At 71.0% G+C, this 15,095-nt stretch carries 15 protein-coding genes; 9 read left to right on the top strand and 6 right to left on the bottom strand.

Going from position 1 to position 15,095, the window contains the following annotated elements; all coding sequences use genetic code 11:
• Window positions 1-111: 111 nt before the first annotated feature.
• The 3 genes from OG858_RS15235 to OG858_RS15225 all read right to left on the bottom strand — a co-directional run bounded on the left by OG858_RS15235 (window position 112) and on the right by OG858_RS15225 (window position 4,076).
• Window positions 112-1,221 (bottom strand): carbohydrate kinase family protein, encoded by a 1,110-nt coding sequence (locus OG858_RS15235; RefSeq protein ID WP_319069400.1) that lies wholly within the window; start codon window positions 1,219-1,221, stop codon window positions 112-114.
• 507 nt (window positions 1,222-1,728) lie between these two features.
• Window positions 1,729-3,024 (bottom strand): glucarate dehydratase family protein, encoded by a 1,296-nt coding sequence (locus OG858_RS15230; RefSeq protein WP_319259700.1) that lies wholly within the window; start codon window positions 3,022-3,024, stop codon window positions 1,729-1,731.
• Between the two features lie 14 nt (window positions 3,025-3,038).
• The gene (locus OG858_RS15225) at window positions 3,039-4,076 is read right to left on the bottom strand and encodes a 5-dehydro-4-deoxyglucarate dehydratase (RefSeq protein WP_086750310.1); all 1,038 of its coding nucleotides are present in this window, start codon (window positions 4,074-4,076) and stop codon (window positions 3,039-3,041) included.
• A 135-nt stretch (window positions 4,077-4,211) separates the two neighbouring features.
• Between OG858_RS15225 and OG858_RS15220 the strand changes: the two genes are divergently transcribed.
• The 6 genes from OG858_RS15220 (at window position 4,212) to OG858_RS15195 (ending at window position 8,884) form a co-directional block, all read left to right on the top strand.
• Window positions 4,212-5,003 (top strand): IclR family transcriptional regulator, encoded by a 792-nt coding sequence (locus OG858_RS15220; RefSeq protein WP_086750311.1) that lies wholly within the window; start codon window positions 4,212-4,214, stop codon window positions 5,001-5,003.
• A gap of 238 nt (window positions 5,004-5,241) precedes the next feature.
• Complete coding sequence (locus tag OG858_RS15215; RefSeq protein WP_086750312.1) at window positions 5,242-6,300, top strand: PhoH family protein; 1,059 nt, start codon at window positions 5,242-5,244, stop codon at window positions 6,298-6,300.
• Window positions 6,301-6,312: 12 nt separating this feature from the next.
• Window positions 6,313-6,810 carry an rRNA maturation RNase YbeY gene (ybeY, locus tag OG858_RS15210; protein ID WP_033530060.1) on the top strand — a complete coding sequence of 166 codons (498 nt, stop codon included), beginning with the start codon at window positions 6,313-6,315 and terminating at the stop codon, window positions 6,808-6,810.
• Window positions 6,807-8,114: a hemolysin family protein gene (locus tag OG858_RS15205; protein WP_086750313.1), complete on the top strand. Its 1,308-nt coding sequence runs from the start codon at window positions 6,807-6,809 to the stop codon at window positions 8,112-8,114. The genes ybeY and OG858_RS15205 overlap by 4 nt, the downstream gene beginning before the upstream one ends.
• 7 nt (window positions 8,115-8,121) lie before the next feature.
• On the top strand, window positions 8,122-8,481 hold the full coding sequence (locus OG858_RS15200) for an MmcQ/YjbR family DNA-binding protein (protein ID WP_086750314.1): 360 nt from the start codon (window positions 8,122-8,124) through the stop codon (window positions 8,479-8,481).
• Between the two features lie 49 nt (window positions 8,482-8,530).
• On the top strand, window positions 8,531-8,884 hold the full coding sequence (locus tag OG858_RS15195; protein WP_328544790.1) for a cytidine deaminase: 354 nt from the start codon (window positions 8,531-8,533) through the stop codon (window positions 8,882-8,884).
• Between the two features lie 34 nt (window positions 8,885-8,918).
• Here the strand turns inward: OG858_RS15195 and OG858_RS15190 are convergent, their stop codons facing one another.
• The gene (locus tag OG858_RS15190) at window positions 8,919-10,478 is read right to left on the bottom strand and encodes an oxidoreductase (RefSeq protein WP_328544791.1); all 1,560 of its coding nucleotides are present in this window, start codon (window positions 10,476-10,478) and stop codon (window positions 8,919-8,921) included.
• Between the two features lie 429 nt (window positions 10,479-10,907).
• Here OG858_RS15190 and OG858_RS15185 point away from each other — a divergent pair, with 429 nt between their 5' ends.
• The gene (locus OG858_RS15185; protein ID WP_319069397.1) at window positions 10,908-11,384 is read left to right on the top strand and encodes a hypothetical protein; all 477 of its coding nucleotides are present in this window, start codon (window positions 10,908-10,910) and stop codon (window positions 11,382-11,384) included.
• An 89-nt stretch (window positions 11,385-11,473) separates the two neighbouring features.
• On the opposite strand, the gene OG858_RS15180 is transcribed toward OG858_RS15185, so the two are convergent.
• Window positions 11,474-11,812, bottom strand: coding sequence for a P-II family nitrogen regulator (locus OG858_RS15180; RefSeq protein ID WP_319069396.1), 339 nt, complete (start codon window positions 11,810-11,812; stop codon window positions 11,474-11,476).
• Window positions 11,809-13,179, bottom strand: coding sequence for an ammonium transporter (locus OG858_RS15175; protein WP_408059404.1), 1,371 nt, complete (start codon window positions 13,177-13,179; stop codon window positions 11,809-11,811). Before OG858_RS15175 ends, OG858_RS15180 begins: the two co-directional genes overlap by 4 nt.
• A gap of 154 nt (window positions 13,180-13,333) precedes the next feature.
• On the opposite strand from OG858_RS15175, the gene era reads away from it, so the two are divergent.
• Both era and OG858_RS15165 read left to right on the top strand, forming a co-directional pair.
• Complete coding sequence (era, locus tag OG858_RS15170) at window positions 13,334-14,296, top strand: GTPase Era (RefSeq protein ID WP_319064794.1); 963 nt, start codon at window positions 13,334-13,336, stop codon at window positions 14,294-14,296.
• A gap of 77 nt (window positions 14,297-14,373) precedes the next feature.
• Window positions 14,374-15,084: a bleomycin resistance protein gene (locus OG858_RS15165; RefSeq protein ID WP_328544792.1), complete on the top strand. Its 711-nt coding sequence runs from the start codon at window positions 14,374-14,376 to the stop codon at window positions 15,082-15,084.
• Window positions 15,085-15,095 lie beyond the last annotated feature (11 nt).

Here is a 15,095-nt window from a genome sequence, read left to right as displayed (position 1 = left end):
GCGGGAGTGTGCGCGGGCCACCACGACGAACCCGCACCCGCCCGACAACCCCCGCCCCCGAGCTCTCAGGCGGCAGTGACATGTGCCCCCGAGGTGTCGGGCGGCGGGCCGTCAGGCGGAGCGGCGGAAGCCGATCGTGGGGACTGCCCGGCGCAGCGGCCAGGGGCTGACGTGGTCCTTCGGGAGGAGGTCCGCGAGGAAGGCGTACCGGCGCAGGGCCGCGGGGTCCTGGCCGTCCAGGGACTGCACCCGGCGCCACCACGCGGCGAGCTCGGCCCAGCCGGGAGCGGACAACGACCCCCCGAACTCCTGCACCGACAGCGCGGCGGTCAGGCCCGCGAAGGCCAGCCGGTCCGCCAGGGGCCAGTCCGCCAGGGTGCCGGTGACGAAGCCGGCGACGAACACGTCGCCCGCGCCCGTCGGGTCCATGGCCTCCACGGCGATCGCCGGCACCTCCGCCGTCTCTCCGGTCCTGCCGTCCACCGCGTACGCGCCTTCCGCGCCCAGCGTCACCACGGCCACCGGCACATGGTCGGTGAGGGCGTGGGCGGCGGCCCGGGGGCACTCCGCGCCGGTGTACCGCATCGCCTCCTGCGCGTTGGGCAGGAACGCCTCGCAGTGGGCGAGATCGGCGAGCCCCGCCAGGTCCCAGGCGCCGGTCTCGTCCCAGCCGACGTCCGCGAAGATCCGGGTGCCCTCGCTCGCGGCCCGCTCGATCCAGGGGGCGCGTACGCCGGGCGTGAGGGAGGCGACGGCGGCGCGGGCGTGGGGCGGGTTCTCCGCCTCGGACTGCTCCGGGGGCGCCGCGTGGCCGTGCGAGACCATCGTGCGTTCGCCTTCGTACGCCATGGAGACCGTGACCGGGGAGTGCCAGCCGAGGACCGTACGGGAGGTGGAGAGGTCGATGCCCTCGCCCTGCTCCAGGGCGTCCCAGCAGTACTCGCCGTAGTGGTCGTCGCCGAAGGCCGCCGCGAGGGAGGTCTTCAGGCCCAGCCGGGCCAGGGCCGTGGCCATGTTCGCGACACCGCCGGGGCTCGACCCCATCCCGCGTGCCCAGGACTCGGTCCCGCGCACCGGGGCGGAGTCGAGCCCGGTGAAGATGATGTCGAGGAAGACGGTGCCTGTCAGATAGACGTCCCAGGGCGGGTCGTCCGGTGCTCTCAGGGACCTCAGCGGGTCGACCTGGGGCCGGTGCGGTCGCTCTCCCTTGAACGCGGTCACGATGTGCTCCCTGGCGTGGTGCGGATCCAGCCAGTCTGCACCAAACGCTCCGCGGGGGGTGCGGGTCACGCCGGGGTGCGCCCCGGTGCGTTGTGCGGGTGTGGGGCCCGTCTCCAGGGGCTGCCGCCCCTTTGACCCCGCTGATTCGCCTTCCAGCTCGGTTCCGGAGGGATTCTGGCGGGTGCGGGTCCGGTGGGGGCTGGTCGCGCAGTTCCCCGCGCCCCTGAAAAGCAGGGGCTGCGCCCCGTGCTTTGAGGCCGGCAGGATCGTCGCCCTTCGGGCCCGCAGGGCCGTTGCCTCCCAGGCCCGCGAGGCCGTTGCCTTTGAGGTCCGCAGCTCGTGGCCTTTGAGGTCGGCAGGCCTGTCGCCCTTCGGGCCCGTAGGACCGTTGCCTCCCAGGCCGGCGAGCCCGTTGCCTTCAGGCCGCAGGGCCTGGTCTTTCGGGGGCGCGGGGAACTGCGCGACCAGCCCCCACCGGACCCGCACCCCGCCGGCAAACGCGCGGTGCTACCAGCGCGGTACCGTCGGCGTCACCCACCCCGGCTCGGCGACCCGCATCGCCGCCGCGTCGTCGCGGTCCTTCAGCGCCCCGTCATCGCCCAGCCACCGCCGATGCAGGAACGCCAGCTTCTCCCGGTCGAGTTCGACCCCGAGCCCCGGCGCGTCCGACACCCGTACCGCCCCGTCCTCGAACGTGAGTCGCGAGGTGAGGACATCCTCCGACTGCCACGGATAGTGCGAGTCGCAGGCATGGTGGAGGTCGGGCACGGTGGACGCCACATGCGTCATCGCGGCCAGGCTGATGCCCAGATGGGTGTTGGAGTGCATGGACACACCGACGCCGAACGTACGGCAGACGGCGGCCAGTTCACGGGTGTTGCGCAGCCCGCCCCAGTAGTGGTGGTCGGAGAGGACGACCTGCACGGCGCCCTTCGTGAACGCCTCCTCGATCTCCGCGAAGGTGGTCACGCACATGTTGGTGGCCAGGGGCACATCCGTCCGCGCCGCGACCTCGGCCATCGCGGACGTCCCGAGCGCCGGGTCCTCCAGGTACTCGAGTACGTCCGCCAGCTCGTCCGCGACCTTCAGCGAAGTCTCCACGGACCAGGCCCCGTTCGGGTCCAGCCGCAGCGGATGCCCGGGGAACGCCTCGGCCAGCGCACGGATCGCGGCGATCTCCTCCTCCGGCGGGAACACGCCCCCCTTCAGCTTGAACGACGTGAACCCGTACCGCTCCTTGAACTTCCGGGCCTGCTCCACGACCCCGGCCGGGTCCACGGCCGCCCCCCAGTCGTCCTTCTCGCAGGCGACGCCGTCGGGGTGGTCCGCCCACTTGTAGAAGAGGTACGCGCTGTACGCCACGGTGTCCCGCACCTTGCCGCCGAGCAGCGCGTGCACGGGCAGCCCCAGCGCCTTGCCGAGCGCGTCGAGACAGGCGACCTCGAACCCCGACACGACCGACAGCCGCAGCTTGTCGGCGGTCTGGACACCGCGCAGCCCGCCCACGTCGACCTGCCCGGAGACCCGTGACCCGTCGACCGCCATCTCGTCGGCGAGGACGAACAGCCCGTTCAGATCGCTGACCCGGCGGCCCACCAGCTTCTGCGCGAACGGCCGGGCCAGCTCCAGGTACTTGGTGTCGCCGTAGGTCTCGCCGACGCCCGTGGTCCCCTCGGCGGTCACGACCTCCACGATGAGCCGCGGGGTGTACGGCTGGTGCACGCCCTGTGTGTTCAGCAGCGGCGGGTCGGCGACCAGGATCGGGGTCAGCCGGACCTCGGTGACGGTCAGGTCGACGGTCAGGTCGCGGGGCGCGGTCACAGGGCGGCTCCTACGGTCGGGACGGCGGTCACGGTCGGGACGGCGGACTCCGCGGGGGTGGGAACGGAGACGAGGGCCAGGCCGCCGGCCAGGAGCTTCTCCAGGTCGGCGAGGTCGGCGGGCGAGGGGTCGGTGAGCGGGGCGCGTACGGGGCCGACGGGGCGGCCGCGCAGCCGGGCCGCCGCCTTGACCAGTGAGACCGCGTACCCGGGCCGGCGGTCGCGCAGTTCGACGAGCGGGACGTAGAACTCGCGGAGCAGCCTGTCCACCGCCCGGTCGTCACCGTGGCGCAGCGCACCGAAGAAGGCGCCGGCGATCTCGGGCGCGAAGGCGTGCACGGCGGAGGAGTAGGCGGGGACGCCGACGGCGGCGTAGGCGCGGGCCTGCATCTCGGCGGTGGCGGCGCCGTTGAAGAAGAGGAAGCCCTCGGGTGCGGCGAGGGTGAGGCGCTGGAGCCGGTCGAGGTCGCTGTGGCCGTCCTTGAGTCCGACGACGTTCGGGATGCGGGCGATCCGGCGGAGCGAGGCGGTGGTGAAGGCGACCTGGCCGCGCTGGTAGGCGATGAGGGGCAGCCGGGTGCGGGAGGCGATCTCCTCCAGCTGCCGGACCAGCCCCTCCTGCGGGGCGGCGACCAGATAGTGCGGCAGCACGAGCAGTGCGTCCGCGCCCGCCTCCTCGGCGATCCGCGCGAACCGTACGGCCTGCGCCCATCCGTAGCCGATGCCCGCGACGACGGGCACCCGGCCCGCCGTGACCTCCACGGCGGCGGTCACGACCTGCCGGTACTCATCCTCGTCGAGCGAGAAGAACTCGCCGGTGCCGCAGGCGGGGAAGACGGCGCCGGGAGCGGAGGCCACCTGCGCGTCGAGATGTGCGCGGAAGCCGTCGAGGTCGAGGGAGCCGTCGGTGTGGAAGCTGGTGAGAGGGAACGACAGGACGCCGTTCGCCATGCCGTGCCGCAGCCGCCGGACCGTGTCCGCGCCGGGATCCGCTGCCGGGCCAGTTGCCGGGTCCGTGTCGAGGGCCACGCGCATCGTCTTCCTGTGAAGAGACCGAAGAGACCGAAGAGACCGTCTCTGCCTGAAAGCCATCTATGTATGAAGACAGAGATTAGATAGATGAACAAAGGGCGTCAAGGGGGCCGGTGCCGCCCCGCTTACGATCGGCACATGTCGGAGACAGACGGCGCCGGGGGCGTCCGCGAGGTGAAGTCGGCGGCGCGCACGGTCGACCTGCTGGAACTGCTGGCCGCGCGCGGCGACCGGCCCGCACGCCTCCAGGAACTGGCCGACGAACTCCAGGTCCCGCGCAGCTCGATGTACGCCCTGCTGCAGACCCTCATCGGCCGGGGCTGGGTCCGCACGGACACCACCGGCTCCCTCTACGGCATCGGCATCCGCGCCCTGCTCACGGGCACCAGCTATCTGGACTCCGACCCGCGCGTACGCGCCGTACGGCCCTACCTCGACGAGGCGTCCGAGGCCCTCGGCGAGACCATCCACCTCGCCCGTCTCGACGGCACGGACGTCGCCTATCTCGCCACCCGCGAGTCCCACGAGTACCTGCGCACGATCAGCCGCGTCGGCCGCCGCCTCCCCGCCCACGCCGGCGCCCTCGGCAAGGCCCTCCTCGCCGAACGCCCCGACACGGACCTCCCCGAGGGCCCCTACGAGGCGCTCACCCCCCGCACCCACACCACCAGGGACGCCCTCGCCGCCGACCTCGCCGGCATCCGCGCCCGCGGCTACGCCGTGGACCGGGAGGAAGGCGTCCCGGGCATCATCGGCTTCGGCTTCGCCCTGCGCACCGACACCCCCGCCGAGGACGCCATCAGCTGCTCGGTACCGGTGGCCCGACTGACCCCGGAACACGAGCACCGGATCGTGGACGTGATGCGAGAGATCCGCACGAAGATCGAGACGACGACCCCGGGAGGGGCCGGGGCGCCGATCTGGCGCTGAAGGGGCGCAGACCCTTCAGGGGCGCGGGGCTGTGCCGATGTGCGGCTCCGCCGAGTGGGCGCGACCGGCCGAGACCGGCCGCGACCGACCCGCGGCCCGAGGAGCACGACGACGAGCCCCCAGCTCTCCCGTAAAAGCCCTACGGCCCTGTCAGTCCCCCGGCGTACCCTTGGGTCACAAGCGCAGGCCACCACCTGCGAGTCGCCCCAAGGAGGACGTGCGGCCTACGAGCCGGCCCATGACTCAGACACCCACAGCTCCCAGCTCCGCGCAGGGCAAGGCGAGAGCACAGTTCACCGTCCCCGCGGCGCACCCCATGGTGACCGTGCTGGGTTCCGGCGACTCCCTCCTGCGTGTGATCGAGAAGGCCTTCCCGGCGGTCGACATCCATGTCCGGGGCAATGAAATCAGCGCACTCGGCGAGCCGGAGGAAGTGGCTCTCGTCCAGCGCCTGTTCGACCAGATGATGCTGGTGCTCCGCACCGGACAGCCGATGACGGAGGACGCAGTGGAACGCTCGATCGCCATGCTGAGGGCGAGCGAGAACGGGAAGAGCGACGGCCAGGAGACCCCGGCCGAGGTCCTGACGCAGAACATCCTGTCCTCGCGCGGCCGCACCATCCGCCCCAAGACGCTCAACCAGAAGCGGTACGTCGACGCCATCGACAAGCACACCATCGTCTTCGGCATCGGCCCCGCCGGCACCGGCAAGACCTACCTGGCCATGGCCAAGGCCGTCCAGGCCCTGCAGTCCAAGCAGGTCAACCGCATCATCCTGACCCGTCCGGCGGTCGAGGCCGGCGAGCGCCTGGGCTTCCTGCCCGGCACGCTCTACGAGAAGATCGACCCCTACCTGCGCCCGCTGTACGACGCGCTGCACGACATGCTCGACCCCGACTCGATCCCCAGGCTCATGGCCGCCGGGACGATCGAGGTCGCGCCCCTGGCGTACATGCGAGGCCGCACGCTCAACGACGCCTTCATCATTCTCGACGAGGCCCAGAACACCTCGGCCGAGCAGATGAAGATGTTCCTCACCCGCCTCGGCTTCGAATCGAAGATCGTGATCACGGGTGACGTGACGCAGGTCGACCTGCCCAACGGAACGAAGTCCGGTCTGCGCCAGGTCCAGGACATCCTGGAGGGCCTCGACGACGTGCACTTCTCCCGGCTGTCCTCGCAGGATGTCGTACGGCACAAGCTGGTCGGCCGTATCGTCGACGCGTACGAGAAGTACGACAGCCAGAACGGTACGGAGAACGGCACCCGCAAGGGCGCCCGTGACAAGCGGAAGTAGACCAGCACGACCATGTCGATCGACGTCAACAACGAGTCCGGAACCGAGGTCGACGAGCAGGCGATCCTCGACATCGCCCGCTACGCGCTGACACGGATGCGCATCCACCCCCTCTCCGAGCTGTCGGTGATCGTGGTGGACGCCGACGCCATGGAACAGCTGCACATCCAGTGGATGGACCTCCCCGGTCCGACCGACGTCATGTCCTTCCCGATGGACGAGCTGCGTCCGCCGTCGAAGGACGACGACGAACCGCCGCAGGGCCTGCTCGGCGACATCGTGCTCTGCCCCGAGGTCGCCGAGAAGCAGGGCAAGGAAGCGGACACGCAGCACTCCATGGACGAGGAGCTCCAGCTCCTCACCGTCCACGGAGTGCTGCACCTGCTCGGCTACGACCACGAGGAACCGGACGAGAAGGCCGAGATGTTCGGCCTGCAGGCCGCCATCGTGGACGGCTGGCGCGCGGAGAAGGGCTTCACCGGCCCCTCTCCGGCACCGACCGTCTCATGAGCGCGACCCTCGTCAGTGGTGCCGTCGCCCTGGTCGTCGTCGCCTGGCTCGCCGCCTGCGCGGAGGCGGGCCTCGCGCGCGTCTCCAGCTTCCGGGCCGAGGAGGCCGTACGGTCCGGGCGGCGCGGCAGCGCCAAGCTCGCCCAGATCTCGGCCGACCCGACCCGCTATCTGAACCTCGCGCTGCTGGTGCGCGTGGCCTGCGAGATGGCCGCCGCCGCGCTCGTCACGTACGCCTGCCTGCAGCAGTTCGACGCGACCTGGGAGGCCCTGGCCGTCGCCATCGGCGTCATGGTCCTCGTCAGCTATGTGGCCGTCGGTGTCTCCCCGCGCACCATCGGCCGTCAGCACCCCCTGAACACGGCCACGGCGGCGGCGTACGTGCTGCTGCCGCTGGCCCGCGTCCTGGGCCCGATCCCGTCCCTCCTCATCCTCATCGGCAACGCGCTGACCCCCGGCAAGGGCTTCCGCAGAGGCCCGTTCGCCTCCGAGGCCGAGCTGCGGGCGCTGGTCGACCTCGCCGAGAAGGAGTCGCTGATCGAGGCCGAGGAACGCCGCATGGTGCACTCGGTCTTCGAGCTGGGCGACACCCTCGTCCGCGAGGTGATGGTCCCGCGCACCGACCTGGTCGCCATCGAGCGCTACAAGACCATCCGCCAGGCCCTCACCCTCGCCCTGCGGTCCGGTTTCTCGCGCATGCCGGTCACCGGTGAGAACGAGGACGACATCGTCGGGATCGTCTACCTGAAGGACCTGGCCCGCAAGACGCACATCAGCCGGGACGCCGAGAGCGAACTGGTGTCCACGGCCATGCGCCCCGCCGTGTTCGTCCCCGACACGAAGAACGCCGGCGACCTGCTCCGCGAGATGCAGCAGGAGCGCAACCACGTCGCCGTCGTCATCGACGAGTACGGCGGCACCGCCGGCATCGTCACCATCGAGGACATCCTCGAAGAGATCGTCGGCGAGATCACCGACGAGTACGACCGCGAAATCCCGCCGGTCGAGGACCTCGGCGAGGACCGCTACCGCGTCACCGCCCGCCTCGACATCACCGACCTCGGCGAGCTGTACGGCCTGGACTCCTACGACGACGAGGACGTGGAGACCGTGGGCGGCCTCCTCGCCAAGGCCCTGGGCCGCGTCCCCATCGCCGGCGCCTCCTCGGTCGTCGCCCTGCCGGACGAGCGCGAACTGCGTCTGACGGCGGAGGCAGCGGCCGGCCGCCGCAACAAGATCATCACGGTGCTGGTGGAGCCGGTCGGCCCCGCCGGGCCGCCGGAGGAGGAGGCGAAGCCGGAGTGAAGTCCCCATGACCCCACAGGAGTTGCGCGCCTTCTGCCTGTCCTTCAACGAGGCCGTCGAGGACTTCCCCTTCCGTCCCGAGATCTCCGTCTTCAAGGTCCTCGGCAAGATGTTCGCCCTGACCTGGACGGGCGAACGCCCCCTCAGGGTCAACCTCAAGTGCGACCCCGAGGACGCGGTACGGCTCCGCGCCGAGCATCCCGGCCTCATCGCCCCCGGCTATCACATGAACAAGCGCCACTGGAACACGGTGACCGTCGACGGCGCCCTCCCCGACCCCCTGACCAGGGAACTGATCGAGGACTCGTACGACCTGGTGGTGGCGGGCCTGCCTCGCGCGCAGCGGCTCCGCCTCGACCGCCCCTGAACGCACCCCGTGGCGTGGTGGGCCCACCCGGTCTCCGTATGCTCGGCTCATGACCGACAGCAGCGCGCTCGACCCCGAGGACCGCAAGATCGTGACCCTGGCCCGTTCCGCGCGGGCCCGCAACGGGGTGCCCGAGGGGGCGGCCGTGCGGGACGAGACGGGGCGTACGTATGTCGCCGGAACCGTCGCCCTCGACTCCCTGTGGCTGAGCGCGCTGCGCACTGCCGTCGCCATGGCCGTGGCATCCGGCGCCAAGTCCCTGGAGGCGGCGGCCGTGGTGACCGACGCCGGCACCCTCTCCGACGAGGACCGGGCCGCCGTACGGGACCTTGGCGGTCCCGGGACACCGGTGCTGCTGGCGGGCCCGGACGGGACGGTACGGGCGACGGTGACGGCGGGCTGAGGGCCGGGCCACCGAGAAGCCACGAGGGGCCCCGCTAGTTCTTCTGCAGTGTGCGCGTCACCCCGGCGATGACGGCCGTGGTCAGGATCCAGCCGACGGCTATCAGGGTGTAGGCCAGCGACTGAAGGGTGCCGTCGGTCCAGTACCAGGCGGTGCGTTGGCCCAGGCCGCCGATGGGGATGAGCAGGTCGAGGGTGTAGACGAACGGCTGGAAGGGGGCGCCCTCGCCCGGTTTCACCGCGGTGGCAGAGTCGGTGGTGAACGCCGTCGTGCCCAGCAGGGTCAGTGCGAGGAGCCAGACGCCGGCCAGCCAGGGGCGGTAGCCGTAGCCGACGGTGACGTCGAGGAGGTGGCCCCAGATACGGGCTGCCGGGGCGAGCGTGCGACGCCGGTGGCGTTGTCGGGCGAGGAGGACGCGGCGGGCGTCGTCGTCGTGGCCGGCCTTGCGGTACCAGCCCGCCAGCTGTTCGTAGGGCTGGGGACTGTAGCCGGGGCTGCTCCGTATCCAGGCCACCCGGCGGGCCACCGACTCCCGGTCGCCCACGGCCTCCCGTCGGTCGCCGTTCGCCTCCGCCGTCTTGATGGAGCCGTAGACGAAGCCGTCCAGCTCCACCCTCTCCGGCCAGCTGTGCTCGTTCTCGTGGAGGTACGACACCTGAGCGCCCCGTAGGTCGACGGTGCCGGACGGGGGCCGGGCGAGGGTGAGATCGAAGTCGGTGGCCTGCATACGCATGGCGAGCAGGGCGGGGGCGTCGCCGTCTGGCGCCCCGTTCAGGAAGGCTCCGTCGAAGGTCAGGTTGTCCGTGACCTGAACGCCCCGCAGTCTCACGGTGCCGTTCGCGGTGAATCCCTCGGAAAGCTTGAGCGTCGAGGCCACGGCGTTGTCGAGGGTCAGGACCACGCCACGCGGGCCGGGCCCTTCCAGTCGGGCTCCTTGCATGACCAGCGCTCCTGGCAACTGTGCCCCGACCAGCCGGACCTCGCCGTGTGCGACGAACCCGTTCCGGCAGAAGATGCCCCCTTCCATGGTGAGGCCACCGCCCGACAGGGCCCACCCGTTGGGTGCGATCAACTCGGCCCCGTTGAGGAGTAGTCCGCCGGTCACCCTGGCGTCGGTGAGTGACAGTGCGGTGCCCTCGGGGGTGAAGGGGGAGAGGGTGCCGCTCTCCACGACGGAGCGTCGCAGGTCGACGTTGCCCTCCACCCGGGCCGAATCGGCTTCGAGCCCGGGTATCCGGCAGCCCGTGAGCACGAGTGTCTGCGTCGACGCTCCGAGGAGATTCACCGCCTCCTCGAACCAGCAGTCCTCCAGCCAGAGGGCGTGGGCGATCTGCGCGCCGGCCAGGTCGAGCCGCCCGGTTGTCCGAGCCCCGGCGAGCTTCAGGCATGCCACAGCGCCCGGTTGTCCGGCGTTCGCGCCCAGCAACAGCGCCACGATCACCGCCGCCCGAACCGTCCGCTCCGGCCCCCACTCCCCGCCCCCGGCAACCCGGTCGTTCTCCGGCGTCCCCGTGCGCAGATCGACCCGCCGCCCCTCCGGGAACGCGTCCCAAAGCTCACGCTCCGGGCCCGTCAACTCGTCGTATGTGAGCACCAGTACAGGGTAGTGATCTTTGGCCGTGCCGTGCCGGGAGTCGCTCGCCGCAGAGTGTTACGGCCGGTAACAGCCCTCCGGGCTGGGTGAAAAATCATGCGTGCGCGAGTGGACACCCGGGCCGGGGTGTCGGCGAAACCGTGCGGCGCGGGACAGATCGGTTCAACATCACGGCCTCGCCGCAGAGTTGGCCGGCCCGGCCGGCGATCGGCTTCGGCCACTTTCGCCGCCCCCTGCCGCAACCGGCAGAACATCTCTTGCAATCTCGGGCCGCTCGCGTCTCAATGGAGCCGTTCTCTTGGCGGACTGTCACATTCCGCCGCGCGGCCGCGCATTGCACCGCCCCCACATGGCAACGCCCGTACCGGGACGTACGGGGCTCCCCCAGGCCCCGTGCCACATCCCGTACCAGGGAAGGGAATTCGCTCGATGAGACGCATACGACTCGGAGTCGGCTCGGCGCTCGCGGCAGGGACGCTGGCCGTCACCGGCCTCGCGCTCGCCCCCACCGCCGTGGCCGTCACCCCTGACGTCGCGACGATCAACGCCACCTGCACGATCGGCGGTTCCGGAGTGGCCACGCTCACGGCCACACAGGACGGCACCTCCGCCACCGTCACCGTCACCTCCGAGGAGATCACCGCTCCGATCGCCCTCGCCGAGGACTCCATCCAGTCCACGCTCACCCTCGTGAACGCGAGCGGCGGCACCGTCGCCTTCACCGGCACCGAGAACCCGGCGCTGGCCGCCGGTGACGGCGTGGAGGTCGGGCCCCTCACCGGCACCGTCGCCCCCGGCGACAGCCTGGAGGCCTTCGGCGGCTCGCTGCAGATGGTGATCTTCGGGTTCCCCGTGACGTGCACGGCCGGCGCGGCACAGTCGCCCGGGCCGTTCGTCTTCGACTGACCTGCCGCACGCACCTGAGCCACGGGTGAGGGGTGGTGCCGCCCGCCGGCGGCACCACCCCTCATGCCGGCTCCGCCCGTGCGGACGGCTCAGAGCGCGTCGGGACCCCGCTCGCCCGTACGTACCCGTACGACCGTCTCCACCGGCAGCGCCCACACCTTGCCGTCGCCGATCTTCCCGGTGTGGGCGGCCTTCACGATCGTCTCGATCACGGCGTCCGAGTCGGCGTCGTCGACGACGACCTCGATCCGGACCTTGGGGACGAGGTCGACCTGGTACTCGGCGCCCCGGTACACCTCGGTGTGGCCGCGCTGCCGACCGTAGCCGCTGGCCTCGCTGACGGTCAGACCGTGCACGCCCATCTCCTGCAGCGCGGTCTTGATCGCGTCGAGGCGGTACGGCTTGACGATCGCGGTGATGAGCTTCATGCCTGGGCCCTGGCCTTCTGCGTGGAGGACGTGGAGGACGTGGACGGTACGGACGCGCTGACCTGGGCGCCGTGGCCCAGGACGCCGTGATCGTATGCCGTCTCGGCGTGCACCGTAAGATCGAGACCGGTGTGCTCGTGCTCTTCGTCCGCACGGAAGCCGAGCACCTTGTCGATCAGCTTCCCGATGCCGTACGTGACGAGGAAGGCGTACGCCCCGACGGCGGCCACGGCCACCAGCTGCCTGCCGAGCTGGGCGAGCCCGCCGCCGTAGAGGAGGCCCTCGGCCCCGCCGGTCATCGACTCGACGGCGAAGACGCCGATCAGGACCGTACCGATGACGCCGCCGACGAGGTGGACGCCCACCACGTCGAGCGAGTCGTCGTAGTTCAGCTTGAACTTCCAGCCCACGGCGTAGGAGCAGACGACACCGGCGGCGAGGCCGATGACCAGCGCGCCGAGCAGCGAGACCGAGCCGCAGGACGGCGTGATGGCGACGAGACCGGCGACCGCGCCGGAGGCCGCGCCCAGCGTCGTCGGGTGGCCGTCGCGCTTCTGCTCGACGAAGAGCCAGCCGAGGAGGCCGGTGCAGCCGGCGGCGAGGGTGTTGAGGAACGCGGCGGCGGCCAGACCGTTGGCGCCGAGCGCGGAGCCGGCGTTGAAGCCGAACCAGCCGAACCACAGCAGGCCCGCGCCCAGCATCACCATGGGCAGGTTGTGCGGACGCATGGCGTCCTTCCTGAACCCGAGCCGCGGCCCGAGGACCAGGCACAGCGCCAGTCCGGAGGCGCCCGACGTGACCTCGACGGGCAGGCCGCCCGCGAAGTCGAGGGCGCCGAGGTCGTCGAGGATCCAGCCGCCCGGCCCCCACACCCAGTGGGCGACCGGAACGTATACGAGCAGCGCCCACACCGGCACGAAGACCAGCCACGCCCCGAACTTCGCCCGGTCCGCGATCGCGCCGCTGATCAGCGCGGCCGTGATGACCGCGAAGGTCAGCTGGAAGGTGGCGAAGAGGAGGGTGGGGACGGTGCCGTGGACGCTGGCGGGGCCGAGGTCGCTCATGCCGACGTGTTCGAGGTCGCCGACGAGGCCGCCGAAGGCGTCGTCCCCGAAGGCGAGCGAATATCCGACGGCCAGCCACACGATCGTGACCAGGGCGATCGACACGAAGCTCATCATCAGCATGTTGAGGACGCTCTTCGTCCTGACCATGCCGCCGTAGAACAGGGCCAGGCCGGGGGTCATCAGCAGGACGAGGGCGGTGGCGGCGAGCAGCCAGGCGGTGTCGCCGGTGTCGATGGCCGGTGCGGCCAGGGGCGCGGCGATCGGCGCGGCGAGGGGCGCGGCGAGGGTCACGGTCGGCACGGCCTTTCTCGGGCGGGGCGGGGGCTCGTCAGAGGGTCACCGGCGTGCGTTTCCGGACGTGTACAGGTGTGTTTCCGTGACGTTTCGTTGCGTGAGGGTTTCGGAAAGCTCACGGTCCGTGCTGGGTGCGGCGCGGCTCTGATGATCAGGGAGAATGGGCGCCATGAGCGTCCGTACCCAGTCATCCGAGCAGCCGGCCGAGGCCGCCCACCGTGCCGGCTTCGCCTGCTTCGTGGGCCGCCCCAACGCGGGCAAGTCCACCCTCACGAACGCTCTGGTCGGCCAGAAGGTGGCGATCACGGCCGACCAGCCGCAGACGACGCGGCACACCGTACGGGGCATCGTGCACCGTCCGGAGGCCCAGCTGATCCTGGTCGACACCCCGGGTCTCCACAAGCCGCGCACGCTGCTGGGCCAGCGCCTGAACGACGTCGTCCGCGCGACGTGGGCCGAGGTCGACGTGATCGGCTTCTGCCTGCCCGCGAACGAGAAGCTCGGCCCCGGTGACCGTTTCATCGCGAAGGAACTGGCGTCCATCAAGAAGACGCCGAAGATCGCGATCGTCACGAAGACCGACCTGGTGGACAGCAAGCGGCTCGCCGAGCAGCTGATCGCCATCGACCAGCTCGGCAGGGAACTGGGCTTCGAGTGGGCCGAGATCGTGCCCGTCTCGGCCGTCGCCGACAAGCAGGTGGACCTGCTGGCGGATCTGCTCGTCCCTCTCCTCCCGGAGGGTCCCGCCCTCTACCCCGAGGGCGACCTCACCGACGAGCCCGAGCAGGTCATGATCGCCGAGCTGATCCGCGAGGCGGCTCTGGAGGGCGTCCGTGACGAGCTTCCGCACTCCATCGCCGTCGTCGTCGAGGAGATGATCCCCCGCGAGGACCGCCCCGCCGACAGACCCCTCCTCGACATCCACGCCTTCGTCTACATCGAGCGCCCCAGCCAGAAGGGCATCATCATCGGCCCCAAGGGCAAGCGCCTGAAGGAGGTCGGCATCAAGTCCCGCAAGCAGATCGAGGCCCTCCTCGGCACCCCGGTCTTCCTCGACCTCCACGTGAAGGTGGCGAAGGACTGGCAGCGGGACCCCCGGCAGCTGCGGAAGCTGGGGTTCTGACCGTTCGGCCATCAGCTGGGCACGGCTGGCCCTCTAAAGGGTCGCCCTTTCTGGTCAAATTTGACTAGGGTGGGGGTATGGGCGAGAAGACGATTCCGATCCTTCCGTGTCAGAGTCTCCCACCCCTCCTCGACTTCTATGAGGCCCTCGGCTTCGAGGTCGCCTTCCAGCAGCGCAGCCCCAATCCGTACGCCGTGGTGGTGAGGGGCGGGATCGAGCTGCAGTTCTTCGGAATGAAGCGGTACGAGCCGGCCGCGTCGTTCAGTACGTGTTACGTGCGCACGGACGACGTCGACGCGCTGTACGCGGCGTTCCGGGCCGGTCTCAAGGAGGCGTACGGGCGGATCCCGACGCGGGGGCTGCCGCGTCTCGGACCGCTGAAGGACATGTCGTACGGCATGCGGCAGTTCCTGATGACCGATCCGGGCGGCAACTGCGTGCGTGTCGGGCAGCCTACGAGTGAGGACCAGAGTCACCGGCCCGCCCCGGAGGACACCTTCGCGCGGGCCCTGCACCTGGCGTCCCTGCTGGCGGACTCGAAGGACGATCCGGCGGGCGCGGCGAGGGTCGTCGACAAGGTGCTGGCGGCGGGGGAGAAGCCGGCGGAACCACTGCTGGTGCGGCTGCTCGTGCTGCGTGCCGATGTCGCCGTGCGGCTCGGGGACGAGGAGACGGCGACGGCCGCGCTCGTACAGGCGCAGGCGGTGCCGCTCACCGGCGAACAGCGGGATGCGGCGCGTGACGCGCTCGTACGACTGGAGGACCTGCGGGACCGGGGTCCGGCGTGAAAGAGCCGCCG

Origin of the sequence: Streptomyces europaeiscabiei (genome assembly GCF_036346855.1) — a bacterium.
Taxonomy (GTDB): Bacteria; Actinomycetota; Actinomycetes; order Streptomycetales; family Streptomycetaceae; genus Streptomyces; species Streptomyces europaeiscabiei.
The sequence above is the reverse complement of the archived record's forward strand: the minus strand, read 5'-3'. Positions and strand labels throughout refer to the sequence as shown.